Here is a 25,674-nt window from a genome sequence, read left to right as displayed (position 1 = left end):
CGCTCGTTCCACGAGCTTCACCCCCGAAGGGGATCCGCTCGCTTCCCGCGCTCGACTTGCATGTATTAGGCACGCCGCCAGCGTTCGTCCTGAGCCAGGATCAAACTCTCCATAAAAGTTAGTTTGATTTGCTCATTTGCACACCGAATGTGCTTGTTTCAAATCTCTTCTTTATAAGAAGAAATATCTTGACGTACTGGTTGGTTCGTTCAGTTTTCAAAGATCAAAATGTTGTGTGCCGCTTCAAAATAGCGACTCAATTAATTTAACACATCTAATTGTTATTGTCAATAACTTTTCGACTGTTTATTTTGTTGAGACGTTTTGGCGACAAATACTAATTTATCATGGCTGTCGTTTGATGTCAACAACTTTTTCAAAGGAAGTTTCCATTGAAATCGTGTTTAATTGTTTCCCGACAACGTTTAATAATATAGCACAGAATAAAAAAGAAATGCAATACTTTTTCCCGAATTCGTTTATAAAAAATTATCGGAATAAATACTTGGCTATTAAGGTCGTAACATCCTCTAAGCTCTCGAGCTGGATGGGGCTAATGCAGGGCAGGAAATTTTCAGCTGGAACTTTATATTTTCCAGATCATAAAAAGAAAGCCACGGAATCATCCAAGGCTTTCATACTCTCCACTCTTCTTTACCGGAACGTTATCATTTCAATGTTCAGTTTCAGTTTTGTTTTTTCTTTCTGGGCATATATTGTAAACATTCTTCTCTGTTAGCAAACCTACGGAAAATTTGAAATAGCACTTCATACCTTTCTTCCATAGCAACCTTCAACCCTTGGTCGATTCTGTGGTCTCCAAGGTCAAACGTTATTTCTTCCATTTCTCTTTTAAGCAAGTATTCGATTTCACGACGTTCTTGATCATCAATAATTAAACCATGCATCTAATGGACCTCCCTGTTAAGCAACTCTCTTTATTTTTACCCTAATTTCATTGTTTTTAGCATAGGTTGTCCTTTTTTTCATATGTATAGAACATATTGGAAGGAAGGAGAATCCTGAAATGAGCTTTTATACATGGAAGACTGATCGCTTGAAGCGTTATAGTATTGTAGTAATCCTGGCTTTATTTTGCGCCTTATTCCTTTGGGTTGGCCAGTGGAGCCAACTTCCCGTATTTTCGAATAAAGGTGAACCTCGCGCATTAACTCAAGGAAGTGACGAACGTTCTCACGTGGCGCTCACCTTCAATATAAGTTGGGGAACCGATAAAGTTCATGAAGTCTTAAAGCAGTTGGATGCCCATAAGGCTCAGGCTACCTTCTTTGTCAGCGGTGAATGGGCAGAGAGGCACCCGGATATTATGACTGTCATCCAAGAAGGAAAACACGAAATCGGGATGATGGGGTATAAGTATGAAAGTTATTTAGAGCTCAAACCCGAACAGGTGAGTGCTGATCTCAGGCAGGCTGCACAGGCTTTTGAAAAATTAGGGTTTGAAGATATCGAGTGGATCCGGCCGCCGCATGGTCATGTTGATAAAGAGGTCTTAAAGATCATTGAAAAAGAAGGGATGCAAGCCGTCCAATGGAGTGTCAATCCTAGAGATTGGGAAAATCCAGGGACTAACAATATAATTGATCAAGTAATGAATGAAGGCTCAGAAGGCGATATTATTCTTATGCATGCCTCTGATTCTGTAAAACAAACCCCCAAAGCATTGGAAGTTATCCTTCCTGGATTGCAGCAAAAGGGTTTGAAGCTCGTAAGCATTACAGAACTGGTCAGCGGCAGCGAATCTGAAACCTCACAAATAGACTAATCGAAAGGGCCCTGGGAAAAATTTTTCACAGGGCCCTTTTTATGTTAAACCGACTTCTCATTTGTATTCGTCAATCGATGTAAAAGAATCAGCTGGTAAGCATTACATATGAAAAGCGGGATAATCATCAACCAAACATAATCGCTCCCCTGCGCTCTTAAAGCCGGCACCCATTCAATTGTTGTTACCACTACCATAAAGAACATAGCAGGTATAAAAGCCTTCATATTCGTTTCTTTAGCTTTCACATAGGATACGATTGCACAAAGGATCAAAAACACAAGGGCCGTCCATAAAAATGGCCAGACTGATGAGTCTTCAGCCGCTGCATACCTGAAATAAACCAAATCAAAAAGTGTAAATGCAATTAAAAAAAGTTGCACCGGAAACCAAAAGGAGCGAAATATCCCTTTACCGAACTGATTGAGTGTCAAATAGGCGAAGAATCCCATCTGACTGATAATACTGAATATAAAACCAAGACCTGAGAAAAATAACAATAACCCGACAAGTTCAAATAACTGAAAAGGCTGAAATACTTCAGCATATGAATCAAATTTAAATATAAAACTTGTGACCAGTGTGATAACTCCACCGATCAATAAGGTAGTCAAAAATAATCTTACCCATTTGCGACTGTTCACGAGTGGTTCCCCCTAATGTACAAAAAAGACTTTTCCATCGTATTTTACCATGAAGCGAATCATTTTTCCTCCAGTCGTATAAAATTTGTCGTAACGCAAATAGTAACCCTAAGGAGAACTTAAGAAAGGGGACATGCAACAATGTCCAAACTCCGCATATTGTGTCCCATCCTTATTCTTGTTTTCCTGGCCGCTTGCGGCGGAAGTTCAGGAGCAAGTGAACAGGCGGACTACGATACAACTAAGAAAATGATGGTTGATATTCTGAAATCTGATGATGGAAAAAAAGCAATGACAGAAGTTCTTTCCGATGAAAAAATGCAACAAGCGATGGCTTTGGAGTCAGAAGTTGTTTCCCAAGCTGTCCAAAAAACATTGGTTTCTGAGGAAGGAAAAGCATTTTGGAGTAAGCTTTTTTCTGACCCGAAATTTGTGCAAGAATTCAGCAAGGTTCTTGAGGATCAACAAAAACAATTGATGAAGGGTCTCATGAAGGATGCAGAATATCAGAAATTAATGATTGAGTTATATAAAAATCCCGAAATGATGGATCAAATGGTAACCGTCATGCAGGGACAGAAATTCCGTGAGCATTTAGAAAAAACTATAGAGGAAACGATAAACAGCCCAGTCTTCCAAGCTAAGATGAATGAAACTTTATTAAAAGCTGCAGAGAAGATGAAAAGCGGCGAATCTCAATCCTCAGGTAAAAAGCAAGAAATTGGTAGTGAGGAACAATCAGGAAGTGGCGGCCAAGAGGAACAAAGTAGCCAGTCCTCATAAAAAAAATCACGCGTCCCCCACCAGGGAAACGCGTGATTTTCCATTTTTAATACTTATCAATGACTTTTGCAGCTATATTCCGATATATGACACCGATAGGATGATCGGTTTGATAAACAGATGGAGCAAAAACGTCTTCTTCTTCGTAGGGTTGTTGAAGAGGAACATGTCCTAATACACCTGTTTTCAATGTATCAGCAAGCTTCACACCGCCTCCACGTCCAAAGACGAATTCCTTGTTTCCAGTTTCTTTACTCTCAAAGTAAGCCATGTTCTCGATCACTCCAAGGATTTCGTGTTCTGTCTTCAACGCCATTTGTCCTGCACGCGCCGCTACGAAAGCCGCTGTCGGGTGAGGAGTCGTGACGATGATTTCTTTAGAGGAAGGCAGCATGGAATGCACATCTAATGCTACATCTCCTGTCCCAGGTGGCAGGTCAAGAAGCAGGTAGTCAAGATCTCCCCATTCCACCTCTTTAAAGAAACTTGTCAACATTTTACCGAGCATTGGGCCACGCCATATGATCGGTGAGTTGTCTTCTACAAAGAAGCCCATAGATACAAGTTTGACTCCAAAGCGTTCGACCGGAATAATCTTTTCACCACGAACTACCGGTCTCTCTTCTACACCCATCATATCCGGTACACTGAAACCGTAAATATCTGCATCAATGATTCCAACCTTTTTCCCTAAACGAGTGAGTGCAACCGCTAAGTTCACTGTAACGGTAGACTTCCCTACGCCGCCTTTACCGCTGGCGATGGTAAGAAATTTCGTACCCGCATTCCCGCCAAGAAGGGAGGCATCTTCCGCTTCCTCTGCGGCAGGCTGGAGCTTTTGAATTACATCATCTGGAAGCTGATCAAAACGTAAACCTACAGTCGTTGCGCCCCCGCTTTTAAGGGCATTGACGATGGTTTGCTGTAACTCCATCTGTTCAGCGGTGTTCGTTTTGCCAATGAGCACTTTCACACTCACATGATTCTTATCCTCTTTGATCTTTATATCTTCAATCCCTTCGGTTTCCTTTAGCGTTTTATGTAAAAACGGATCTTCGATTGGATGAAGGATTTCTAGTACTTTTTCTTGTGTCAACATGCCGATTCACCATCCTTAGAAAATGTTTCAGTAGTGTTAGTATAACATACATGAAACGCTTTCTAAGTGATATGCTTACATCAATCCGAAGAAGAATATTCCCGTTCTGTCACAAAACGCAAAACTCCCTGGTAGATGGAAGCAGCTATCTTCCGTTGATATTCATCGGTCTTAAGTAATTCCCGCTCTCTTTCGTTGGATAAAAAGCCAGCCTCAACAAGGGCTCCTGGAGCTTCTACATGTTTAAGAAGGTAGATATTCGTAAGTCCAAGCGCCTCCCGATCGGTATTTTCCATATTAGACCGGATTTCTGATTGGATGAACTTAGCCAAGTGTTCACTATCCGCTACCCCAGGATTATAAAAGGTTTGTGCGCCACTCCATTTCGCTGAAGGGATAGCATTCAGATGAAGACTTAAGTAGAAGTCCGCTTCTTTTTCCTTGATATATTGAACGCGATTACGAATATCCTCAGACTTACGCCGCGATAGACTTCCTGCCCCTTCTGAGGAAAGATCTGTATCTTCATAACGTGTTAAATAAACGAGCGCCCCTGCTTGTTGAAGGTAATCCTGCAGATACTCCGCCAACTGTAACGTGATGTCCTTTTCTTCTGTACCGTCTTTTCCTGAAGCACCGCCGTCCGGCCCCCCGTGTCCTGGATCAAGTACAATGACTTTACCTGATAACGGAGATGACCACACCGTCCACGCATCTTTCGCTTCCTGAAGCGGATAAGATACAGCACAAACAAGAATGACGATTCCTACCAACCATAAAAAGGTTTTCATTCGTCGCATTTAACATTCCTCACTCCTTTGTACTCCTCCCTACATCACTATATGGGACAAGGTCAGAGATTATGAAAGTGAGGTCATTTAACTCGAGTAGGTCTCACATATTCTTTAATAGGAGGTGGGCTACACTTGAAGCCGGATATAATTAGCGGACGGGTCTCTTGTCATTATTATATTTCCTTCTTCTTGTATCCAGGCATCCATTTTTCTCAATCGATCAACGGCTGCCTGTCTCAAAGGATCGTTTGGATAAATAATATCAAACGAACGTAGCCCACGGCTGTTTTTATCTGGAGGCGGGGCACCTGTCCCCTTCCATGTATTTAATCCGATATGATGATGATAGCCTCCACTTGAGATGAATAAAGCTTGATCACCAAAGCGGCTTACAACATCAAAGCCAAGTCCATTACAGTAATACTCTTCTGTATTTGATAAATCGGAGACATGAAGGTGTATATGACCTAATAAAGTTTCCGGTGGAATCCCGCCCCATCCTTTTTCCTCAGCACTCATAATGAGTCCGTTAAAATCCAGGGGATCTACAGTCATCTTAACTTGACCTTCCTTCCACACCCACGCCTCCGATGGTCGATCGATGTACACTTCTATTCCATTTCCATCCGGATCAGAAAAGTAAACCGCTTCACTGACAAAATGATCGGATCCAGCTACTTGAATATTTTCACTTATCAAATGCCTCAAAAAGTTTGCTAAGTCTGATCTCTCCGGCAATAACAGAGCAAAGTGATATAAACCGGTAGCGCCCGGATCCAAACCCTGACTTTCTTTTTGTCCTTCTATTGTTAAAAGCGGATTTATTCCGTCTGCAGTCAACTGAATCATCATATCCGTTTGTGCTAAGACCTTAAACCCTAGCACCTGTTGATAAAACTGTGAGGAACGAGTAACATCTTCTACTATTAAATGAACACTTTTTACGTAGACCTTCTCTCCATCATGGAAATTCATGTTCTTCCTCCTGAGACCGAATTTTATATTTGATTATAACCATCAATTAACGAAAGGAAAAATTATATGACTTCGTTTAATCCAGCATAACTTCCGTTTCATAAATCCCTGTAAAGTAAAAAAAGACTCCCACCCCATAGGGTGAGAGTCTTTCTGCGATCCAAATATTAACGCTTGGAGAATTGTGGCGCGCGACGTGCACCTTTAAGACCGTATTTCTTACGCTCTTTCATACGTGCGTCACGAGTCAATAGACCTGCGCGTTTAAGTGGTGTGCGGTATTCCGGATCCGCTTGCAACAATGCACGAGCGACTCCGTGACGGATCGCACCAGCTTGACCAGTGAATCCTCCACCATCTACGTTCACATAAATATCATAGTTACCTTCTGTTTCTGTAACAGCAAGCGGCTGTTTAAGAATCATACGAAGGGTTTCATACGGGAAAAAGTCTTCAGCATCACGTTTGTTTATTACTACACGACCAGTTCCTGGGACAAGACGCACACGAGCAGTTGAGCTCTTACGTCGTCCAGTACCGGAGTATTGTACTTGTGCCACTTAGATTACCTCCTTTTATTATCCGCGAAGTTCGTAAACTTCTGGTTGTTGTGCTTCATGCTTGTGCTCAGCTCCAGCAAACACATGAAGTTTCTTGCCCATTTTACGTCCAAGACTTCCTTTTGGAAGCATACCTTTAACAGCAAGTTCTAGCATTTGCTCAGGGTATTTCGTACGCATTTCGTTAGCAGTACGAGATTTCAAACCACCCACGTGGTTAGAGTGACGATAATAGATCTTATCGTTGATTTTGTTACCTGTTAGTTGGATCTCACCAGCGTTGATGATAATTACGTGATCACCTGTGTCAACGTGTGGTGTGTATGTTGGTTTATTTTTACCGCGAAGGATCGCAGCAACTTCGCTCGCTAAACGGCCAAGTGTTTGCCCTGCAGCATCCACAACATACCATTTACGTTCAACGTTGTTTTCATTTGCCATGAAAGTTGTGCGCATATCGGTTTCCCTCCTGAATAGTTAATTTCACATAGACTTTAGTCAATTTATCATTTATCTCAAATACGATTAGTTTCCGGGGCTAACCGTGGTACAGAAATAAAATGCCATAGAATATAATATAACACTATCCACATATATGTCAAGGGCCTGTACACCTGGAATCGTTGTTTTTTTACATGCGCCTCAGTCGTAATATACCTGCCACAAGAATAATCCACGAGGAGGAGCAGTATTACCGGCTTCATCCCTGTGTTTAGCCTCTATCACCCGAGTAAGATCCTCTGCCTCTCTTTCGTGACGACCGACCTCCAGCAGAGTACCCGTCAAAATACGGACCATATTATACAAGAAACCTGTTCCTCTGAATGTGAATATTATTTCAGATTCTTGTCTTGTCACGGATGCTTCATGGATGGTACGAACCTTACTGCCTTTCACATCCGATTTCGGAGAGCAAAATGAGGTGAAATCGTGTTCGCCCTCTATATACTGACACGCACGCATCATCGTTTCCACATCAAGATCTGCTCTCACATGATGTGTATAGTGCCGCCGGAAAAGGTCAGGTTCTTTATGATTTCTCACAAAATACCTATATTCTTTACCTGTTGTATCATATCGAGCATGGAAATCTGATGATACTCTTTCGGCTGATACAACTTGAATATCATCAGGAAGAATGGGATTGAGTGCACGCTTCCAATTTTCTAAAGGCACATTCAAGGGGGTATCAAAGTGGACCACCTGTCCAAGTGCGTGCACTCCGGCATCCGTGCGCCCTGAAGCTGTCACTTTTACAATATGACCCTTATGCATCTTTCCTAATGCTTTTTCTATTTCTGCTTGTATTGTGTTACCATTCGGTTGAACTTGGTATCCAGCATAAAACGTGCCATCATACTGTATAGTAAGTCGCAATCTTTCCACGGCAGGTTCCTCCAAATCAACTTCTAGTCAAAAACAAAGCGACGATCAACAACACGAAAACAATATACAAATAAATATCGCTTTTACCGATTTGCAATTCTCGCAGTTTCGTTCGCCCTTCTCCACCCTGGTACCCTCTCGCTTCCATGGCCATAGCAAGCTCCTCAGCACGTTTGAAAGCGCTGACGAATAAAGGGACTAAGAGAGGGACAACAGCCTTCACACGGTCCTTAAAGGCTCCTGTGCGAAAATCCACTCCTCTCGAGGCCTGAGCTTTTGATATTTTTTCAGTCTCCTGCATCAAGGTCGGGATAAACCTTAGAGAAATAGACATCATCAAAGCCAGCTCGTGGACTGGAAATCGGACTTTCTTCAATGGCCCCAACAATTCTTCAATAGCATCCGTAATTTCAATAGGAGTAGTCGTCAATGTCAACAGAGAGGTGACTAGAATTAAGAGAAAGAAGCGCAAAGAAATCGAGCCACCTTGAACCAGACCTTCTCTATAAACCTCCCAGCCTAAAATAGAAAAGGCCACATCCCCTTCTCTTGTGACGATGAGATGTAGTAGAAAGGTGAAAATTATTAAGAACCAAACTGGTTTTAACCCTTTCATAATATATCGAAAAGGAATCTTGGACATCAAAGCACTTCCGACAGCAAACAAGGCTAACACCCCATAACTCATAACGGAGTTAGCAAAAAAGACGATCACAACAAAGAAAAAGATAATAGCGATTTTCGAGCGAGGGTCTAATCGGTGGATGGCCGAATCCGTCGGGATATACTGACCAATAATCATTGAGCTACTCATGATCGCGGCCCCCTCTCAATTTCCGGGCTAATTCCTTTGCTAACTCTGCTATGGTCTCACCTTGATAATCAAGTTCCACACCGAGCTCTTGCCTGGCTTTATTGATAAATTCAATAACCTCTGGTACATCGAGCTGCACATCCTGTAAAGCTTCCTGCTGTTTGAATATCTCTAATGGAGTGCCTTCCCGGTGCACTTCCCCATTATTCAATATAATGATATGGTCCGCGTAAGTAAGGGCCGCCTCCATGCTGTGTGTGACTAATACAGTTGTCAGCCTTTTTTCCTCGTGAAGGTCATAGAACATGTCCATGATTTCCCTTTGCCCACTTGGATCGAGGCCTGCAGTCGGCTCGTCCAGCACAAGCACCTGTGGATCCATTGCCAGCACACCAGAAATGGCCACCCTGCGCATTTGACCACCACTCAAATCGAATGGAGAACGTTCAAGCAATTCCTCAGGTAAGTGAGTAGCCTTTACCGCTTCTTTTGTTCTTCGGTCGATTTCACTTTTCTCAACTCCGAAATTATGTGGGCCGAATGCGATATCCTTAGCCACCGTTTCCTCGAACAATTGGTGTTCAGGGTATTGAAAAACAACACCGACTTTTTCTCTCAATTGTCTCAAGTGTTTATTCTTTTCTTTAGCTTCCAATACATAGTCACCGATACGGACTTTCCCTGACGTCGGTTGTAATAAGCCGTTCAAGTGTTGGATCAATGTCGATTTCCCTGACCCTGTATGACCGATAATCGCGACAAAAGCTCCAGATTTTATAGAAAACGATAAGTCATTCAAGGCTTTATGCTCAAAAGGGCTGTCAGGTTGATAAACGTAACTTACATGGTCGAACGTGATATCCATAATTCCTCCAACAACTCCTGGTGATTGAGTGGCTCACGAGTCAGCTTCACACCCTCATTTTTCAGGTGATCGGCCAGTTTACTGACAAATGGAGTATCTAAGCCAATTTCAGTTAATCGTTCCTTTCTAGAAAAAACGTCCCTCGGGGAACCTTCTGTCCATACTTCCCCTTCGTTCATGACGATAACCCTTGAAGCTTCCGTCACTTCCTGGAGATCATGGGTGATTGTAATCAAAGAAAGATCTCTTTCTTGCTGCACCTCACGGACAGTCTCCATAATCTGTTTTCTACCTTTTGGATCCAGCATAGCTGTCGCTTCATCCAATATGATGAATGTCGGTGAAACAGCTAGTACGCTGGCTATGGCTACACGCTGCTTCTGGCCCCCAGACAGCCGGTGTGGTTCGTGATGCTCGTAGTCCCCCATCCGAACAGCTTTCAAACTCTCCTGGATACGTTCGACCATCAACTTTCTTGGCATTCCATGGTTTTCCATGCCGAAAGCAACATCATCACGAACCGTAGTACCAACGAATTGATTGTCAGGGTTTTGAAAAACCATACCTACTTGTTTTCTTATCTCCCAGACACTTTCTTGAGTGACCTTATTACCATCTACAAAGATTTCCCCTTCTTGAGGAAATAATAACCCATTCATCAATTTAGCAATAGTAGATTTCCCAGAACCATTGTGACCTATGATCGCTACCCATTCATCTGGGCCGATTTTGAAATTGACGTTCTTCAGCACCCACGGCATATCTTCTTGATAACGGAATGACACATTCCGAAACTCAACTTGTCTCTCACCCACCTGTATTCCTCCTCTGCTCAACTGACTATTTCCCAGGAAATACGACATCATTTCCTAAGAACCAACTCCTATAAATCGACGAAGACTATAGATTTTTAGCTGCCAGGGCTTGTAACCAATAAAAAAGCATAAAAAAAGGGCTGGATGCAACCTCACAATGAGATTCAGTCCTGCCCTTTTACCCCAATGGTACTCATTAAACTAGTTCAATGATCGCCATTTTAGCTCCATCACCTTTACGCTCGCCTAGCTTAAGCACGCGAGTGTAACCACCTTGACGGTCTTCATAGCGTGGGCCGATGTCAGAGAACAGCTTTTGCAAAGCAGTTTGCTCGCCTTCTTCATCAGCGTCCGCCTTATAAAGGAATGATTCAGCTTGACGACGGGCATGTAAATCGCCGCGTTTCCCTAGTGTAATCATTTTTTCTACAACAGAACGAAGTTCTTTAGCCTTAGCTTCTGTTGTTTCTAAACGTTCATGAATGATCAGGTCAGTCGCTAAGTTGCGAAGTAGCGCCATACGCTGATCTGTTGTACGTCCTAGTTTTCTAGCCATTGATAATCCCTCCCTTTTCTGGATCTCTTAGATGTGTTCTATCAATCAATCGTCTTTTCTTAAACCTAAGCCCAACTCATCCAACTTGTGCTTCACTTCTTCAAGTGACTTGCGACCAAGGTTACGAACCTTCATCATATCTTCTTCAGATTTATTCGCAAGTTCTTGCACTGTGTTGATACCAGCGCGTTTCAAGCAGTTGTAAGAACGGACAGAAAGGTCAAGTTCTTCGATCGTCATTTCTAGAACTTTTTCTTTTTGGTCCTCTTCTTTTTCGACCATGATTTCAGCTTTTTGAGCTTCATCAGTAAGTCCTACAAAAATATTGAGGTGTTCCATATAGATCTTAGCTCCGAGAGAGATCGCTTCTTCTGGACGAATACTACCATCCGTCCACACATCTAACGTTAATTTATCAAAGTTAGAAGTTTGACCGATTCTAGTGTTCTCTACTTGATACGTCACACGGGATACAGGCGTGAAAATAGAATCAACTGGTATAACGCCGATAGGTAGATCCTCGTGGTTATTTCCTTCTGCTGGACGATATCCTCGGCCACGTTCTGCTGTAATACGGGCACGGAAGCTAGAGTTGCTATCTAGTGTAGCGATATGGATGTCTGGATTCAGTACTTCCACATCACTATCGTGCGTAATGTCTGCAGCTGTAACCTTTCCTTCACCCTGTACATCAATCTCTAAAGTCTTTTCTTCGTCAGAGTAAACCTTCAAAGCTAGTTTCTTCAGATTCAGAATAACCGTAGTTACGTCCTCGACGACTCCTTCAATTGTTGAAAACTCATGAAGAACTCCATCAATCTGAACGGATGTAACAGCAGAGCCAGGAAGTGAGGATAATAGGATACGACGCAAGGAGTTACCTAGAGTTGTACCATACCCACGCTCAAGCGGTTCTACGACGAACTTACCAAAAGTAGACTCATCGCTGATCTCGACCGTTTCAATCTTTGGCTTTTCAATTTCGATCATTACACAAAACCCTCCTTCAAAACGTCGAAACCCCGGTTAGACTTACGGTCTAACCGAAATTCCTCAGGTAGGCAGTTCCGATACAAAGACAACTGCATATTTTCTCTGTCTAATGCGATGCTGATTAAAAGCTATCATAACCCATTATAGACAGGGTGACAAATTCTATTCAGAACTATTATACGCGACGACGTTTTGGTGGGCGGCAACCATTGTGTGGTACTGGTGTTACGTCACGGATTGCCGTGATGTCAAGGCCTGCTGCTTGTAGTGAACGAATAGCTGCTTCACGACCAGCTCCAGGACCTTTAACTGTTACTTCAAGTGTCTTCATGCCGTTATCCATAGCATCTTTCGCTGCGGCTTCAGAAGCCATTTGAGCAGCGAATGGAGTAGATTTACGAGAGCCCTTGAAACCAAGGGAACCAGCACTGCTCCAGCCAATAACGTTACCTTGAACATCAGTGACCGTTACGATTGTGTTATTGAATGTAGAGCGGATGTGAGCCACACCAGTCTCTATATTCTTTTTCACGCGACGCTTACGACTACGAGTGTTTCCTTTACGTGCCATATAGTTAGTTTACCTCCTTTGTGTTGCTATTATTTACGTTTGTTAGCCACTGTACGACGTGGACCTTTACGTGTGCGAGAGTTGTTTTTCGTCTTCTGTCCGCGAAGCGGAAGTCCGCGACGGTGACGGATACCACGGTAAGAACCAATTTCAATCAAACGTTTGATATTTAGAGAGTTCTCACGGCGAAGGTCACCTTCTACGTTGTGCTCTTCAACAGCTTTACGGATCTTAGCCAGTTCGTCTTCAGTAAGATCGCGAACGCGAGTACTTTCAGATACACCAGCATCAGCCAGTACGTCTTGGGCTAGAGATTTACCAATACCATAGACATAAGTTAATGAAACAACCACGCGCTTATCACGAGGAATATCTACACCTGCAATACGTGCCATAAGTTACGTGCACCTCCTTCGGTTTAGCCTTGTTTTTGTTTATGCTTAGGGTTTTCACAGATAACCATGACTTTACCTTTTCGTTTGATGACTTTGCATTTTTCGCAAATTGGTTTTACAGAAGGTTTTACCTTCATCATCCATACCTCCTTTTAGATCGGAGTTTTATTTATAACGGTACGTAATACGTCCTTTAGTTAAATCATAAGGGGAAAGTTCTACCGTTACCTTGTCTCCAGGCAATATTCGAATGAAGTGCATTCGAATTTTTCCAGAAACATGAGCTAAAACGGAGTGACCGTTCTCGAGTTCAACCTTGAACTGTGCGTTCGGTAAGGTTTCAACGACGGTCCCTTCTACTTCAATTACATCGTCTTTCGCCATCGAGTTGATCTCCCTTCTTCAAATCAGTCACTGCTTCATTGACATATTTTGATACGGCAAATCGAAGCTTGCCATTTGTGACACGACCAGTTTCCAGAAGGCTGTCCTGGACTTCCGGAGAGATGAAATCCATAAGCTCAACGTGTTGCAAATTCTTTTTCTTTGGTCGATCATACTTACGTTTCTCTCCGTCGGCAAGCAGCACAAAGCGGCCCTCCAGCACATCGATCACCACCGCGTACTGTCCTGCCTCACGCCCCTGCACAATACGAACAATTTGACCTATTCGCGGACTCGACTCAGATTCGTTCAAAAACGATCACCTTCATTTAGGATTTTGTTAAGATTTCGTAACCCTCATCCGTAATCGCGATAGTGTGCTCGAAGTGCGCACACATTTTACCATCTTGTGTGACTACCGTCCAATGATCACTTAGGGTCTTCACATAGCGAGAGCCTGCATTCACCATTGGTTCGACAGCCAGCACCATGCCTGGTTTCAAGCGTGGGCCTTTGTTCGGAGGACCGTAATGAGGAACTTGTGGATCCTCATGCAGTTCCTGCCCCACTCCGTGTCCCACATATTCGCGTACAATCGAAAAACCTCTCGGCTCGACGCAGCTTTGAATAGCATGAGATATATTTGAAAGGCGTTCACCTGGTATTGCTTCATCAAGTCCTTTAAACAAGGATTGTTCTGTAACTTTCAGCAATTCCAAAGTTTCGTCATCGACAGTGCCAACCGGATAAGTCCAAGCCGAATCACCATGATAACCTTTATATTTAGCACCAATATCGATACTAATGATATCTCCTTCGTTCAATACCCTGTCTCCAGGGAGTCCATGAACGAGTTCTTCATTGACAGATGCACAAATACTACCACGGAATCCATTATAACCTTTAAAAGAAGGGATTGCATCCATACTGCGTATGAATTCATCAGCAATCTTATCCAATTTTCCAGTTGTTATACCTGGTTGGATGTTTTCTTTCATTTTTTGGTGCGTTAAGGCAACGATTCTGCCTGCTTCACGCATAATATCTAATTCCCGTGATGTTTTACAAATAATCATTTAGCTAGATCTCCCAGCTTTTGATCAATGTCCTGAAAAACGTCGTCGATATCCTTGTCACCTTCAAATGATACCAAGTAGCCTTTTTCGCGATAGAAATCAAGAAGTGGCTGCGTTTGTTCAACATTAACCTCAAGGCGTTTTTTAACCGTATCCGGCTGATCGTCCTCACGTTGAATCAACTCGGAGCCATCATGATCGCATTTCCCGTCTACTTTAGGCGGGTTGAATACGACATGATACGTAGCACCGCATGTCGGGCAGATGCGTCGTCCAGTCAGACGCTCGATGAGTTGGTCCTTAGGAACATCGATATGAAGGACATAATCTAAGGACTCTTCCATATCTGACATTAGATTTTCAAGGGCATCTGCTTGGGCGATGGTTCTTGGAAAACCGTCCAGTAGAAAACCTTTTTGAGAATCCGGCTTACTTAGACGCTCGCGAACGATACCGATAGTCACTTCATCAGGAACCAATTCACCTTTGTCCATGAAAGATTTGGCTTCTTTGCCAAGCGCTGTTCCTTCTTTGATAGCTAAACGGAACATATCTCCAGTTGAGATATGAGGGATGTCATATTTTTCGACTATCTTCTCAGCCTGAGTACCTTTACCAGCACCAGGGAGACCCATCAGAATTAAATTCAACGTGTTCCCCTCGCTCTCATTTATTCATTAGCTTTCACACTAATTATTTAATAAATCCTTTATAGTGGCGTTTCACAAGCTGACTTTCAAGCTGTTTCATCATTTCAAGGGCAACACCCACGACGATGAGCAAGCTTGTTCCTCCGATTTGTACAGTCGGCGGAAGCTGAGCAACCGATCCTAAGATAATCGGTAGGATAGAGACAGCTGCTAGGAAGATTGATCCTACGAATGTCAAACGGTACATCACGCGTGTTAGATACGTTTCTGTATTCGCGCCAGGGCGAATGCCAGGGATATAACCGCCTTGCTTCTTCAAATTCTCTGCCATTTGCTCCGGGTTAACCTGAACAAAAGTATAGAAATAAGTGAAAGCAATGATTAAAACGACGTAGATGATCATTCCAGGCCAGTTTTGATAATCAAAGATATATTGGATCACAGAGGCTACTTCACTGTTTTCAAAGAATCCAGCGACGGTTCTTGGTGCGATGATGAATGATATCGCGAAGATTACCGGGATTACCCCTGCGGCATTTACTTTGAGTGGTAAGTGAGTAGAATGCCCACCTACTGGCGAACGGTTAACCAACCGTTTCGCATATTGAATAGGAATCTTACGAAGGGCTTGTTGGATGAAAATAACACCGACAACTACCGCAACGATGACTAGTGCAATCAATGCGATGATCACTAAGTTAATGAACAGCTCTTGTCCTGCACCGGAAATATACTGATCATACAACTGGTTTACACCTGTTGGGATTGCAGCGACGATTCCTGCGAATATTAAGATGGAAATACCATTTCCAACGCCGTTTGCAGTGATTTGCTCACCGAGCCACATTAGAAACGCAGTTCCGCCAGTTAAAACAAGGGCAATGATAAGGAACTTTGTTACGCCCGGGTCTGCGATCAGCTGACCTCCTGCCAGAGCGTTAAATCCTATCGACATGCCGATTGCTTGAATAAAAGCGAGACCAATCGTTCCATAGCGGGTAAACTGAGCTAATTTTCGACGGCCAACTTCACCTTGCTTTTTCCATTCCGCGAACTTAGGAACAACGTCCATCTGCAGTAATTGCATGATGATGGAGGCAGTAATGTAGGGCATGATCCCCATAGCAAAGATGGAGAAGTTTTGTAATGCCCCGCCTCCAAATGTGTTCAGAAATCCGAACGCATTCTGTTCATCCATGAAGTTGATAGCGTCTCTGTTAGTAAATGGAACCGGGATGAATGTTCCAAGGCGAAACACAACGAGCATCAACAAAGTGAAGACGATTTTCCGTCGAATATCACCCACGCGCATAAAATTGGAGATTGTCCGGAACATTAAATCACCTCAGTTTGACCGCCCGCTGCTTCAATTGCTTCTTTCGCTGAAGCAGAGAACTTATGAGCTTTCACTGTAAGTTTTTTCTCGATTGAGCCCTTAGCTAGTACTTTGATTCCGGCTTTTTGGTTACTTACCACACCAGATTCAAGCAATAGTTCAGGAGTAACCTCTGTGCCTTCGTCGAAGCGATTCAAAGCATCAAGGTTGATAATCGCAAATTCCTTACGGTGAACGTTCGTGAAACCACGCTTAGGCAGGCGTTGGAAAAGTGGCATTTGACCACCTTCGAAGCCTGGACGAGTTTTACTACCAGAACGTTGACCTTGACCTTTGTGGCCACGCCCGGAAGTTTTACCGTTACCAGAAGCCATTCCACGACCTACGCGGTTACGTTCTTTACGAGTACCTTTAGCCGCTTTTAGTTCATGCAGTTTCATGCGTTGCACCTCCTTATTACTTTTATGAGATTATACTTCTTTAACTGAAATTAGGTGAGATACCTTTTTAGCCATACCTCGGATCGCTGGGTTATCTTCAAGTACGACAGTTTGACGGATCTTGTTCAGACCCAGCGCCTTGACAGTAGAGCGCTGATCTTGCGGTCTACCAATAACACTGCGCGTGAGGGTAATTTCTAACTGTTTAGCCATTTTATTTCCCTCCTTATCCTACAGTTCTTCTACAGACTTGCCACGAAGTCTAGCGACGTCTTCTGCACGCTTAAGCTCGCTAAGTCCAGTGATTGTAGCACGCACCATGTTAATTGGTGTGTTAGAACCAAGTGACTTAGATAGGATGTCTTGAACACCTGCAAGCTCAAGCACCGCACGTACAGGTCCACCAGCGATGACTCCGGTACCTTCTGTTGCTGGTTTCATAAGAATGTTACCTGCACCAAAACGTCCGTTGATTTCGTGTGGAATAGTCGTGTCCTTAACTGGTACTGTAATTAGATTTTTCTTCGCATCATCAATAGCCTTTTTAATCGCTTCTGGTACTTCCTGGGCTTTACCTGTACCAAAACCGACATGACCATTTTTATCTCCTACAACTACCAATGCAGCAAAGCGGAAACGACGTCCACCTTTTACTACTTTAGCTACACGATTGATAGTAACTACGCGTTCTTCAAGATCAAGTTTGTTAGGGTCGATGTTTGTATTCATTTATGTCCCTCCTTTAACTATTAAAATTGTAGGCCGGTTTCGCGAGCGGCTTCTGCTAGTGCTTTCACACGTCCGTGGTACAAGTAACCTCCACGGTCGAATACGACAACTTTAAATCCGTTATCAATCGCGCGTTTCGCCACCAATTCACCGACTTTTTGAGCAGCCTCTACATTGCCTGTAACATCAAGATTGAAGTCATTGTCAACAGTAGACGCACTTGCTACTGTTACTTGGCTTTCATCGTTGATTAGTTGAGCATAAATGTGTTTGTTAGAGCGATATACGTTCAAACGTGGGCGTTCAGCTGTGCCAAAAACGTTTTTACGAACACGCGCGTGACGCTTCTTACGTACGACATTTTTATCTGCCTTCGTGATCATCTGGGTCACTCCTTTCTATTACATTACCTAAGAACCTTATTTAGCTGTCTTACCTTCTTTTCTGCGTACATGTTCGCCTTCGTAGCGAATTCCTTTACCTTTATAAGGCTCTGGAGGACGGATTGCACGAATTTTCGCTGCAACAGCACCTACAAGTTCTTTGTCGATACCTTTAACCGTTACTTTCGTGTTAGAAGGAACTTCGATTTGGATTCCTTCGCGGTTCTCGACTTCTACAGGGTGGGAATAACCAGCGTTGACTACAACCGTTTCTCCCTGCTTCTGAGCACGGTAACCTACACCGATGATTTCAAGGCTCTTTTCATAACCTTTGGAAACACCTTCAACCATGTTACCGATCAGGCTGCGTGTAGTTCCGTGAAGAGCACGGTGATCTTTGTGATCGCTCGGACGTTCTACGGTAAGAACGTTGTCTTCGATTTTCACTGTGATGTCCTGGTGGAAAGTACGAGTCAATTCACCTTTAGGACCTTTAACCGTAATTGTATTGTTATCCTGAACGATTTCAACACCTTCAGGGATATCAAGTGATTTTAAACCTACGCGAGACATATTTCTGCACCTCCTGTCTGATCTGTTTTTTTTACCAGACGTAAGCTAGAACTTCGCCACCGATGGCTTGTTCACGAGCTTCTTTGTCTGTCAATACACCTTTGGATGTGGATACGACGGCTACACCTAGACCGTTAAGAACTTTCGGAAGTTCTTCAGCGTTAGCATAAACACGCAATCCTGGTTTACTGATACGCTTAACGCCAGTAATAACACGCTCGTTGTTTTGTCCGTATTTAAGGAAGATGCGAAGAACACCTTGCTTGTTATCTTCAACAAATTCGTAATCACGTACGAAACCTTCACGCTTAAGGATATTAGCGATTTCTTTTTTTACATTGGAAGCCGGTAGTTCAAGCTTCTCGTGACGCACCATGTTAGCGTTACGAATACGCGTCAGCATATCTGCAATTGGGTCTGTCATTGTCATAACTCATTTACCTCCTTCCCTGTCTCGGGTTTACCAGCTGGCTTTTTTGACACCAGGGATTTGTCCTTTATATGCAAGTTCACGGAAACAAATACGGCAAAGCTTAAACTTACGAAGTACGGAATGCGGGCGTCCGCAACGTTCACAGCGAGTATATTCGCGTACTTGGTACTTCTGTTTACGCTGTTGCTTCGCGACCATTGATTTTTTAGCCACTATTTTCCCTCCTTATGGTTAGCTCATTATTTTTGAAACGGCATACCGAATTGAGCTAATAGTTCACGTGCTTCTTCGTCAGAGTCAGCAGTTGTGACAATTACGATATCCATACCACGCACTTTATTTACTTTATCATAGTTGATTTCTGGGAAAATCAATTGCTCTTTAATACCAAGTGTGTAGTTACCACGACCATCAAAAGCTTTTTTAGAAATACCACGGAAGTCACGCACACGTGGCAGGGATACGGAGATTAGCTTTTGGAAGAATTCGTACATGCGCTCTCCACGAAGTGTTACCTTCGCACCGATTGGCATACCTTCACGCAGGCGGAAACCGGCAATTGATTTCTTAGCTTTTGTGATTACTGGTTTTTGACCTGTGATCACTGTTAGCTCTTCTACCGCTGTATCAAGTGCTTTCGCGTTTTGAACAGCATCACCAACACCCATGTTAATTACGATTTTCTCAACTTTAGGTGTTTCCATAATGGAATTATATTCAAATTTGCTCATCAAAGATGGAACAACTTCTTCTTTATATTGTTTCTGTAGTTCGTTCATCGTGTGGCCCTCCTTTCATCTCTGGGTTATTTATCTAGTGCTTCACCAGATTTTTTCGCGATACGAACTTTCTTACCGTCCTCGACTTTGTAGCCAACGCGTGTAGGCTCTCCAGTCTTAGGATCGACAGGCATTACGTTAGATACGTGGATCGCTGCTTCTTGTGTCAAGATTCCACCTTGTGGATTCTCTTGAGAAGGTTTGGCGTGTTTTTTCACTTCGTTCACACCTTCAACAAGGACACGATCTTTCTTTGGATAAGCTTCAAGGACGTTACCTTGCTTGCCTTTATCCTTACCAGTAATAACAATTACTTTGTCACCTTTTTTTACGTGCATTCTTCGCGCACCTCCTTAACAAGGCATTTCATTCAGACTTTATAATACTTCTGGAGCTAGAGAAACGATCTTCATGAATTTAGCATCACGAAGTTCACGAGCAACCGGTCCAAAGATACGAGTACCGCGTGGACCTTTATCATCACGTACGATTACTGCTGCGTTTTCATCAAAACGGATGTAAGAACCATCTTTACGACGTACTCCACTTTTAGAACGTACAATAACGGCTTGTACTACTTCACCTTTTTTAACAACGCCCCCTGGTGTTGCCTGCTTCACAGTAGCAGTGATGATATCACCAATGTTAGCTGTTTTACGACCTGATCCACCCAAAACTTTAATGGTTTGGATTTCACGAGCACCAGAGTTATCTGCGACTTTCAGACGCGACTCCTGTTGAATCATACCATGTAACCTCCCTTCGGAATAACTCCGAGCGAACTTTAATTAGATAATAACAGACTCTTCAACAACTTCTAGCAAACGGAAACGTTTAGATGCGGATAGTGGACGAGTTTCCATGATGCGAACGACGTCGCCATTTTTCGCTTGGTTGTTTTCGTCATGTGCTTTGAATTTTTTAGAATACTTTACACGCTTGCCGTAAAGCTTGTGGAACTTATAAGTTTCTACTAGTACTGTAACGGTTTTATCCATTTTGTCAGATACGACACGGCCAGTATAAACTTTACGATTATTACGTTCAGTCATGTGAGGGTGACCTCCTCTCATCTATTAGTTATTTACGCCTAGCTCACGTTCACGAGCAACAGTTTTCATACGAGCGATGGACTTACGAACTTCACGGATACGTGCAGTGTTCTCAAGTTGACCTGTTGCCAATTGGAAGCGTAGGTTGAAAAGTTCTTCTTTAAGAGACTTAACTTTTTGTTCAATTTCGGCAGTGGTTAATTCACGGATCTCATTAGCCTTCATTGATTTCACCACCAATTTCTTCACGTTTTACGAATTTCGTACGGATCGGCAGTTTGTGTGAAGCAAGACGCAACGCTTCGCGTGCAACCTCTTCTGATACACCTGCGATCTCAAACATAATTTTCCCTGGTTTCACAACAGCTACGAAACCTTCTGGAGCACCTTTACCGGAACCCATACGTACTTCAAGGGGTTTAGCAGTATAAGGCTTATCAGGGAAGATTTTAATCCAAACTTTACCGCCACGTTTCATGTAACGAGTCATCGCAATACGCGCTGCCTCGATTTGACGGGCTGTGATCCATGCAGGATCGATTGCTTGCAAACCATATTCACCAAAAGCAACTTCAGTACCGCCTTTTGCACGGCCTTTTAAGCTAGTACGGTGTTGACGACGATATTTAACACGTTTAGGCATTAACATAATGCTTTTCCCCCTTCCTTACTTGTTAGTTTTAGTTGGAAGGACTTCTCCACGATAAATCCACACTTTAACACCCAGTTTACCGTAAGTGGTGCTAGCTTCTGCAGTTCCGTAATCGATATCTGCACGAAGTGTGTGTAGTGGTACTGTTCCTTCACTGTAATATTCTGCACGAGCGATATCCGCGCCACCTAGACGACCAGATACTTGGGTACGAATACCTTTAGCTCCTGCACGCATAGCGCGTTGGAGTGTTTGTTTTTGAGCACGACGGAAAGATACGCGGTTTTCCAATTGACGTGCGATATTATCGGCTACAAGTGTAGCATCAAGATCTGGCTTCTTCACTTCAACGATGTTGATGTGAACGCGTTTACCAGTTAGTTGGTTAAGTGATTTACGAAGTGCTTCCACTTCAGATCCGCCTTTACCGATAACCATTCCCGGCTTAGCTGTGTGCACAGTAATGTTTACACGGTTTGCTGCGCGTTCAATTTCAACTTTTGAAAGAGCAGCATCTTTAAGACGTTTTTCAACATATTCACGAATTTTGATATCTTCATGCAACAAGTCTGCGTAGTCTTTGCCAGCGTACCACTTGGATTCCCAATCGCGGATGACGCCTATACGAAGACCTACAGGATTAATTTTTTGACCCACTGATTATCCCTCCTTTTTTTCTGATAGGACCACTGTGATGTGGCTAGTACGTTTGTTGATTTGGCTTGCACGGCCCATTGCGCGGGGGCGGAATCGTTTAAGAGTAACGCCTTCGTTTACAAACGCTTCGGAAACATATAGGTTTTCCGGGTCCATTTCATAATTGTGTTCTGCGTTAGCGATCGCAGAGTTAAGAAGTTTCTCAACTACTGGAGATGCGCCGCGTTGTTTAAGATTAAGTGTCGCTATCGCTTCACCTACATCTTTTCCTCGAATTAAATCAATTACCAAACGAGCTTTACGAGGAGCGATACGAACGGTTTTAGCAACTGCTTTAGCTTGCATTAGAGTGCCTCCTCTCTATATTAACGTTTTGTTTTCTTATCGTCGCCAGAGTGTCCCTTGAACGTACGGGATGGCGCGAATTCACCAAGTTTATGACCTACCATGTCTTCAGTAACATAAACTGGCACGTGCTTACGACCGTCATAAACGGCGATTGTGTGTCCGACAAAGTTAGGGAAGATAGTAGAACGGCGAGACCATGTCTTCACGACCTGGTGTTTATTATCTTCGTTCAACTTTTCGACTTTTTTCATTAAATGATCATCTACAAAAGGTCCTTTTTTCAGGCTGCGGCCCATGAATAAACCTCCCTTCGTGATTGAGAGACGGGTTTTACTGCCCGCCCGACAATCCCGTTATTTTTTACCACGTCTACGTACGATATATTTATCAGACGGCTTGTTGCGTTTTCTCGTCTTGTATCCAAGAGTCGGTTTACCCCATGGAGATACAGGAGAAGGCATACCGATTGGCGCACGTCCTTCACCACCACCGTGTGGGTGATCACTAGGGTTCATAACAGAACCACGTACTGTAGGGCGTTTACCTTTCCAACGAGAGCGTCCTGCTTTACCTACACTGATAAGTTCGTGTTCCAGGTTACCGACTTGCCCGATTGTCGCACGGCAAGAACTTAGTACCAGACGAACTTCTCCAGATGTAAGACGGACTAGCGTGTATTTTTCTTCACGACCAAGGATTTGTGCTGAAGCACCTGCAGAGCGTACAAGCTGGCCTCCGCGTCCTGGTTTCAATTCTACGTTGTGTACAATTGTACCAACTGGAATATCTTTAAGTTGAAGAGCATTACCAGGTTTGATATCTGCACCTTCACCTGAAATGATTTCCGTACCAACCTTAACCCCTTTTGGAGCAAGGATGTAACGCTTTTCACCATCAAAATAATTGATTAGTGCAATGTTAGCGGAGCGGTTCGGATCGTATTCGACTGAAGCAACGCGTCCAGGTATTCCATCTTTGTCACGCTTAAAGTCGATAATACGATACTGACGCTTATGACCTCCGCCCTGATGACGAACTGTCAGCCTACCCTGGTTGTTACGTCCACCCTTCTTGTGAAGTGGAGTGATAAGGGAGCGTTCAGGTTTGTCAGTTGTAATTTCAGCGAAATCAGATACTGACATGTGTCGACGACCGTTTGTAATTGGTCTGAACTTTTTAATCGCCATCTTTATTTCCCTCCTTCTTTAGTCAATTAGTTATTTATACTTCAAAAAATTCTAGTTCTTCACTGTCCTGAGTCAAAGTGATAACTGCTTTCTTACGATCAGAACGGTAGCCGCCGTAACGACCCATACGTTTGAATTTACCTTTAAGGTTCATTGTGTTTACAGAAGCAACACTTACACCAAAGATTTCTTGCACTGCGTTTTTAATCTCAGTTTTGTTAGCTTTAGGGCTAACTTCAAACGTATATTTCTTTTCTCCCATAAGATCAGCAGACTGTTCAGTAATGACAGGGCGCTTAATGATATCGCGTGGTTCTTTCATTATGAGAGCACCTCCCCTGCTTTTTCAGCTGCTTCCTTCGTTAGAATCAGCTTGTCATGCGTTAGCAAGTCTAACACACTTACTTCTTCTACAGGAAGACTTTTCACTGTAGGAATGTTATTAGAAGAAAGAGTTACATTCTCATCTTTCTCTGCAGTGACGATCAATGCCTTCTCGTTGACTTTTAGTGCATTAAGAATGCTTGCTACTTCTTTAGTTTTCGGAGCGTCTAGAGAAAGACTCTCAAGAACAATGATATTGTCCTCTTTCACTTTTGAAGAGTAAGCAGACTGAAGCGCTAATCGACGTACTTTTCTAGGCATTGTGTAGTTATAGCTGCGTGGTGTAGGACCGAATACAACTCCACCACCTACCCATTGAGGGGAACGGATGGATCCTTGACGCGCACGGCCTGTACCTTTTTGGCGCCATGGTTTACGTCCACCGCCACTAACTTCAGAACGTCCTTTTACTTTGTGTGTGCCTTGACGAAGATTCGCGCGTTGCATCAACACAGTCTCGTGTAATACGTGAGTATTGGGTTCAATACCAAAAACGGATTCGTTCAGTTCAAATTCTCCAACGTTAGAACCGCCTTGGTTTAATAGTGCTACTTTAGGCATGACATATCCTCCCTTCGTTTAATTATTTGCTAGCCTTAATTGCACTTGTAATCTTAACGTAAGATTTTTTCGCGCCTGGTACATTACCTTTGATAAGCAGTAGATTGCGCTCAGCGTCAACTTTTACTACTTCAAGGTTTTGTAGTGTTACTTGTTCGCTACCCATTTGTCCTGGTAGATTTTTTCCTTTGAATACTTTTGATGGGTCAGCACCCTGTCCCATAGAACCTGAAAGACGTTGGAAACGGGAACCGTGAGTTTTCGGCCCAGTAGACTGGTTGTGGCGCTTGATAACACCTTGGAAACCTTTACCCTTAGAAGTTCCTGTAACGTCAATTGCGTCACCTGCTTCAAAAATATCAACTTTAACCTCTTGACCAATTTCATAGTCATCAAGGTTTGTATTACGGAATTCACGAATGTAGCGCTTAGGTGTTGTGTTTGCTTTCTCAGCGTGCCCTTGGGCAGCTTTTTTCAAACGATTAGACTTTTCATCAGCAAAACCTAGTTGGATCGCTTCGTAACCGTCATTTTCAGTTAACTTCTTCTGAAGAACAACGTTTGGTTCAGCTTGAACTACTGTTACTGGGATCAACTCGCCATTTTCTGAGAAAATTTGAGTCATGCCGACTTTGCGTCCTAAGATTCCTTTCGTCATCCGTTACACCTCCTATTATCTATCATATTTTATTTATAGTTTGATTTCGATATCCACACCAGATGGTAGATCCAAACGCATTAGTGAATCAACAGTCTGTGGTGTTGGATTAACAATATCGATTAGACGTTTGTGTGTACGCATTTCGAACTGCTCACGAGCATCTTTATACTTGTGAGTGGCACGAAGCACCGTATAAATAGAACGCTCTGTAGGAAGCGGGATCGGACCAGATACCTCAGCTCCGGAACGCTTCGCTGTGTCTACGATTTTCTCAGCGGACTGATCAAGCACTCTATGATCATACGCTTTTAAACGAATACGAATTTTCTCTTTTGCCATTATTTTCCCTCCTT

At 43.2% G+C, this 25,674-nt stretch carries 43 protein-coding genes, 1 rRNA gene and 1 pseudogene; 2 read left to right on the top strand and 43 right to left on the bottom strand.

The window, feature by feature from the left end; all coding sequences use genetic code 11:
• Positions 1–116: ribosomal RNA gene (locus ACTWPX_RS20365) — 16S ribosomal RNA — on the bottom strand; the annotation flags it as partial.
• A gap of 570 nt (positions 117–686) precedes the next feature.
• Positions 687–908, bottom strand: coding sequence for a hypothetical protein (locus tag ACTWPX_RS20360; RefSeq protein ID WP_443121273.1), 222 nt, complete (start codon positions 906–908; stop codon positions 687–689).
• A 119-nt stretch (positions 909–1,027) separates the two neighbouring features.
• Here ACTWPX_RS20360 and ACTWPX_RS20355 point away from each other — a divergent pair, with 119 nt between their 5' ends.
• On the top strand, positions 1,028–1,786 hold the full coding sequence (locus ACTWPX_RS20355; protein ID WP_443121272.1) for a polysaccharide deacetylase family protein: 759 nt from the start codon (positions 1,028–1,030) through the stop codon (positions 1,784–1,786).
• Positions 1,787–1,830: 44 nt separating this feature from the next.
• Here ACTWPX_RS20355 and ACTWPX_RS20350 read toward each other — a convergent pair whose 3' ends face one another.
• On the bottom strand, positions 1,831–2,430 hold the full coding sequence (locus tag ACTWPX_RS20350; RefSeq protein ID WP_443121271.1) for a KinB-signaling pathway activation protein: 600 nt from the start codon (positions 2,428–2,430) through the stop codon (positions 1,831–1,833).
• A gap of 141 nt (positions 2,431–2,571) precedes the next feature.
• On the opposite strand from ACTWPX_RS20350, the gene gerD reads away from it, so the two are divergent.
• Positions 2,572–3,213 (top strand): spore germination lipoprotein GerD, encoded by a 642-nt coding sequence (gene gerD, locus ACTWPX_RS20345; RefSeq protein ID WP_443121270.1) that lies wholly within the window; start codon positions 2,572–2,574, stop codon positions 3,211–3,213.
• 46 nt (positions 3,214–3,259) lie between these two features.
• Here gerD and ACTWPX_RS20340 read toward each other — a convergent pair whose 3' ends face one another.
• From ACTWPX_RS20340 to rpsJ, 40 genes and pseudogenes are all read right to left on the bottom strand, one after another.
• Positions 3,260–4,312, bottom strand: a complete 1,053-nt coding sequence (locus tag ACTWPX_RS20340) for a P-loop NTPase (RefSeq protein WP_443121269.1) — start codon at positions 4,310–4,312, stop codon at positions 3,260–3,262.
• Positions 4,313–4,392: 80 nt separating this feature from the next.
• Entirely contained in the window at positions 4,393–5,112 is a 720-nt protein-coding gene (cwlD, locus tag ACTWPX_RS20335) for an N-acetylmuramoyl-L-alanine amidase CwlD (protein WP_443121268.1), read from the bottom strand.
• A 120-nt stretch (positions 5,113–5,232) separates the two neighbouring features.
• A complete protein-coding gene (locus tag ACTWPX_RS20330; RefSeq protein WP_443121267.1) occupies positions 5,233–6,081 on the bottom strand; it encodes a VOC family protein in 849 nt (282 codons plus the stop codon).
• A gap of 167 nt (positions 6,082–6,248) precedes the next feature.
• The gene (gene rpsI / locus ACTWPX_RS20325) at positions 6,249–6,641 is read right to left on the bottom strand and encodes a 30S ribosomal protein S9 (RefSeq protein ID WP_128524932.1); all 393 of its coding nucleotides are present in this window, start codon (positions 6,639–6,641) and stop codon (positions 6,249–6,251) included.
• Positions 6,642–6,659: 18 nt separating this feature from the next.
• On the bottom strand, positions 6,660–7,097 hold the full coding sequence (rplM, locus tag ACTWPX_RS20320; RefSeq protein WP_128524933.1) for a 50S ribosomal protein L13: 438 nt from the start codon (positions 7,095–7,097) through the stop codon (positions 6,660–6,662).
• A 186-nt stretch (positions 7,098–7,283) separates the two neighbouring features.
• Complete coding sequence (truA, locus tag ACTWPX_RS20315) at positions 7,284–8,027, bottom strand: tRNA pseudouridine(38-40) synthase TruA (RefSeq protein ID WP_443121266.1); 744 nt, start codon at positions 8,025–8,027, stop codon at positions 7,284–7,286.
• Between the two features lie 16 nt (positions 8,028–8,043).
• Positions 8,044–8,841 (bottom strand): energy-coupling factor transporter transmembrane component T family protein, encoded by a 798-nt coding sequence (locus ACTWPX_RS20310; RefSeq protein ID WP_443121265.1) that lies wholly within the window; start codon positions 8,839–8,841, stop codon positions 8,044–8,046.
• The gene (locus tag ACTWPX_RS20305) at positions 8,834–9,706 is read right to left on the bottom strand and encodes an energy-coupling factor ABC transporter ATP-binding protein (protein WP_443121264.1); all 873 of its coding nucleotides are present in this window, start codon (positions 9,704–9,706) and stop codon (positions 8,834–8,836) included. Before ACTWPX_RS20305 ends, ACTWPX_RS20310 begins: the two co-directional genes overlap by 8 nt.
• On the bottom strand, positions 9,682–10,521 hold the full coding sequence (locus ACTWPX_RS20300; RefSeq protein WP_443121263.1) for an energy-coupling factor ABC transporter ATP-binding protein: 840 nt from the start codon (positions 10,519–10,521) through the stop codon (positions 9,682–9,684). The genes ACTWPX_RS20305 and ACTWPX_RS20300 overlap by 25 nt, the downstream gene beginning before the upstream one ends.
• A 196-nt stretch (positions 10,522–10,717) precedes the next feature.
• Complete coding sequence (gene rplQ, locus ACTWPX_RS20295; RefSeq protein WP_443121262.1) at positions 10,718–11,077, bottom strand: 50S ribosomal protein L17; 360 nt, start codon at positions 11,075–11,077, stop codon at positions 10,718–10,720.
• A 45-nt stretch (positions 11,078–11,122) separates the two neighbouring features.
• Positions 11,123–12,067 (bottom strand): DNA-directed RNA polymerase subunit alpha, encoded by a 945-nt coding sequence (locus ACTWPX_RS20290; RefSeq protein ID WP_128524939.1) that lies wholly within the window; start codon positions 12,065–12,067, stop codon positions 11,123–11,125.
• A 178-nt stretch (positions 12,068–12,245) separates the two neighbouring features.
• Positions 12,246–12,641, bottom strand: coding sequence for a 30S ribosomal protein S11 (gene rpsK, locus ACTWPX_RS20285; RefSeq protein WP_128524940.1), 396 nt, complete (start codon positions 12,639–12,641; stop codon positions 12,246–12,248).
• Between the two features lie 29 nt (positions 12,642–12,670).
• Positions 12,671–13,036, bottom strand: a complete 366-nt coding sequence (gene rpsM / locus ACTWPX_RS20280; RefSeq protein WP_128524941.1) for a 30S ribosomal protein S13 — start codon at positions 13,034–13,036, stop codon at positions 12,671–12,673.
• A gap of 23 nt (positions 13,037–13,059) precedes the next feature.
• Positions 13,060–13,173: a 50S ribosomal protein L36 gene (gene rpmJ, locus ACTWPX_RS20275; RefSeq protein ID WP_011393912.1), complete on the bottom strand. Its 114-nt coding sequence runs from the start codon at positions 13,171–13,173 to the stop codon at positions 13,060–13,062.
• A 28-nt stretch (positions 13,174–13,201) separates the two neighbouring features.
• On the bottom strand, positions 13,202–13,420 hold the full coding sequence (gene infA, locus ACTWPX_RS20270; protein WP_008636026.1) for a translation initiation factor IF-1: 219 nt from the start codon (positions 13,418–13,420) through the stop codon (positions 13,202–13,204).
• Positions 13,398–13,733, bottom strand: coding sequence for a KOW domain-containing RNA-binding protein (locus tag ACTWPX_RS20265; protein ID WP_128524942.1), 336 nt, complete (start codon positions 13,731–13,733; stop codon positions 13,398–13,400). The genes infA and ACTWPX_RS20265 overlap by 23 nt, the downstream gene beginning before the upstream one ends.
• Before the next feature lie 16 nt (positions 13,734–13,749).
• On the bottom strand, positions 13,750–14,496 hold the full coding sequence (gene map, locus ACTWPX_RS20260) for a type I methionyl aminopeptidase (protein ID WP_443121261.1): 747 nt from the start codon (positions 14,494–14,496) through the stop codon (positions 13,750–13,752).
• Positions 14,493–15,146: an adenylate kinase gene (locus ACTWPX_RS20255; protein ID WP_443121260.1), complete on the bottom strand. Its 654-nt coding sequence runs from the start codon at positions 15,144–15,146 to the stop codon at positions 14,493–14,495. Before ACTWPX_RS20255 ends, map begins: the two co-directional genes overlap by 4 nt.
• Before the next feature lie 43 nt (positions 15,147–15,189).
• Entirely contained in the window at positions 15,190–16,482 is a 1,293-nt protein-coding gene (secY, locus tag ACTWPX_RS20250; RefSeq protein WP_128524945.1) for a preprotein translocase subunit SecY, read from the bottom strand.
• Positions 16,482–16,922 (bottom strand): 50S ribosomal protein L15, encoded by a 441-nt coding sequence (gene rplO, locus ACTWPX_RS20245; protein WP_128524946.1) that lies wholly within the window; start codon positions 16,920–16,922, stop codon positions 16,482–16,484. Before rplO ends, secY begins: the two co-directional genes overlap by 1 nt.
• A 30-nt stretch (positions 16,923–16,952) precedes the next feature.
• On the bottom strand, positions 16,953–17,135 hold the full coding sequence (gene rpmD / locus ACTWPX_RS20240) for a 50S ribosomal protein L30 (RefSeq protein WP_128524947.1): 183 nt from the start codon (positions 17,133–17,135) through the stop codon (positions 16,953–16,955).
• Between the two features lie 18 nt (positions 17,136–17,153).
• Positions 17,154–17,651: a 30S ribosomal protein S5 gene (gene rpsE / locus ACTWPX_RS20235; protein WP_128524948.1), complete on the bottom strand. Its 498-nt coding sequence runs from the start codon at positions 17,649–17,651 to the stop codon at positions 17,154–17,156.
• A 20-nt stretch (positions 17,652–17,671) separates the two neighbouring features.
• Positions 17,672–18,034 (bottom strand): 50S ribosomal protein L18, encoded by a 363-nt coding sequence (rplR, locus tag ACTWPX_RS20230; protein ID WP_128524949.1) that lies wholly within the window; start codon positions 18,032–18,034, stop codon positions 17,672–17,674.
• Between the two features lie 36 nt (positions 18,035–18,070).
• Entirely contained in the window at positions 18,071–18,607 is a 537-nt protein-coding gene (gene rplF / locus ACTWPX_RS20225) for a 50S ribosomal protein L6 (RefSeq protein ID WP_128524950.1), read from the bottom strand.
• Positions 18,608–18,638: 31 nt separating this feature from the next.
• A complete protein-coding gene (gene rpsH, locus ACTWPX_RS20220) occupies positions 18,639–19,037 on the bottom strand; it encodes a 30S ribosomal protein S8 (protein WP_128524951.1) in 399 nt (132 codons plus the stop codon).
• Positions 19,038–19,067: 30 nt separating this feature from the next.
• Positions 19,068–19,253: a type Z 30S ribosomal protein S14 gene (locus ACTWPX_RS20215; protein ID WP_035511674.1), complete on the bottom strand. Its 186-nt coding sequence runs from the start codon at positions 19,251–19,253 to the stop codon at positions 19,068–19,070.
• A gap of 26 nt (positions 19,254–19,279) precedes the next feature.
• A complete protein-coding gene (gene rplE, locus ACTWPX_RS20210) occupies positions 19,280–19,819 on the bottom strand; it encodes a 50S ribosomal protein L5 (protein ID WP_128524952.1) in 540 nt (179 codons plus the stop codon).
• Between the two features lie 26 nt (positions 19,820–19,845).
• The gene (gene rplX / locus ACTWPX_RS20205) at positions 19,846–20,157 is read right to left on the bottom strand and encodes a 50S ribosomal protein L24 (RefSeq protein ID WP_128524953.1); all 312 of its coding nucleotides are present in this window, start codon (positions 20,155–20,157) and stop codon (positions 19,846–19,848) included.
• A 39-nt stretch (positions 20,158–20,196) separates the two neighbouring features.
• Positions 20,197–20,565, bottom strand: a complete 369-nt coding sequence (rplN, locus tag ACTWPX_RS20200) for a 50S ribosomal protein L14 (RefSeq protein ID WP_128524954.1) — start codon at positions 20,563–20,565, stop codon at positions 20,197–20,199.
• 42 nt (positions 20,566–20,607) lie between these two features.
• The gene (rpsQ, locus tag ACTWPX_RS20195; RefSeq protein ID WP_128524955.1) at positions 20,608–20,871 is read right to left on the bottom strand and encodes a 30S ribosomal protein S17; all 264 of its coding nucleotides are present in this window, start codon (positions 20,869–20,871) and stop codon (positions 20,608–20,610) included.
• Between the two features lie 24 nt (positions 20,872–20,895).
• Complete coding sequence (gene rpmC, locus ACTWPX_RS20190) at positions 20,896–21,096, bottom strand: 50S ribosomal protein L29 (RefSeq protein ID WP_008636054.1); 201 nt, start codon at positions 21,094–21,096, stop codon at positions 20,896–20,898.
• Positions 21,086–21,520 carry a 50S ribosomal protein L16 gene (rplP, locus tag ACTWPX_RS20185; RefSeq protein ID WP_027953416.1) on the bottom strand — a complete coding sequence of 145 codons (435 nt, stop codon included), beginning with the start codon at positions 21,518–21,520 and terminating at the stop codon, positions 21,086–21,088. Before rplP ends, rpmC begins: the two co-directional genes overlap by 11 nt.
• A pseudogene (rpsC, locus tag ACTWPX_RS20180) lies at positions 21,514–22,180 on the bottom strand (30S ribosomal protein S3). Before rpsC ends, rplP begins: the two are co-directional and overlap by 7 nt.
• Positions 22,181–22,183: 3 nt before the next feature.
• Positions 22,184–22,525 (bottom strand): 50S ribosomal protein L22, encoded by a 342-nt coding sequence (gene rplV, locus ACTWPX_RS20175; RefSeq protein ID WP_128524957.1) that lies wholly within the window; start codon positions 22,523–22,525, stop codon positions 22,184–22,186.
• A 20-nt stretch (positions 22,526–22,545) separates the two neighbouring features.
• Positions 22,546–22,824, bottom strand: coding sequence for a 30S ribosomal protein S19 (rpsS, locus tag ACTWPX_RS20170; protein ID WP_079477347.1), 279 nt, complete (start codon positions 22,822–22,824; stop codon positions 22,546–22,548).
• Between the two features lie 57 nt (positions 22,825–22,881).
• Complete coding sequence (gene rplB / locus ACTWPX_RS20165; protein WP_128524958.1) at positions 22,882–23,715, bottom strand: 50S ribosomal protein L2; 834 nt, start codon at positions 23,713–23,715, stop codon at positions 22,882–22,884.
• Positions 23,716–23,749: 34 nt separating this feature from the next.
• Positions 23,750–24,037 carry a 50S ribosomal protein L23 gene (rplW, locus tag ACTWPX_RS20160; protein WP_128524959.1) on the bottom strand — a complete coding sequence of 96 codons (288 nt, stop codon included), beginning with the start codon at positions 24,035–24,037 and terminating at the stop codon, positions 23,750–23,752.
• Positions 24,037–24,660, bottom strand: a complete 624-nt coding sequence (gene rplD / locus ACTWPX_RS20155; protein WP_443121259.1) for a 50S ribosomal protein L4 — start codon at positions 24,658–24,660, stop codon at positions 24,037–24,039. The genes rplW and rplD overlap by 1 nt, the downstream gene beginning before the upstream one ends.
• A gap of 22 nt (positions 24,661–24,682) precedes the next feature.
• Positions 24,683–25,318, bottom strand: a complete 636-nt coding sequence (gene rplC / locus ACTWPX_RS20150) for a 50S ribosomal protein L3 (protein WP_128524961.1) — start codon at positions 25,316–25,318, stop codon at positions 24,683–24,685.
• A gap of 33 nt (positions 25,319–25,351) precedes the next feature.
• Positions 25,352–25,660, bottom strand: a complete 309-nt coding sequence (gene rpsJ / locus ACTWPX_RS20145; protein WP_128524962.1) for a 30S ribosomal protein S10 — start codon at positions 25,658–25,660, stop codon at positions 25,352–25,354.
• Between the last annotated feature and the right edge of the window lie 14 nt (positions 25,661–25,674).

This window comes from Halobacillus sp. H74, assembly GCF_052246715.1.
GTDB lineage: Bacteria > Bacillota > Bacilli > Bacillales > Halobacillaceae > Halobacillus > Halobacillus litoralis_A.
The sequence above is the reverse complement of the archived record's forward strand: the minus strand, read 5'-3'. Positions and strand labels throughout refer to the sequence as shown.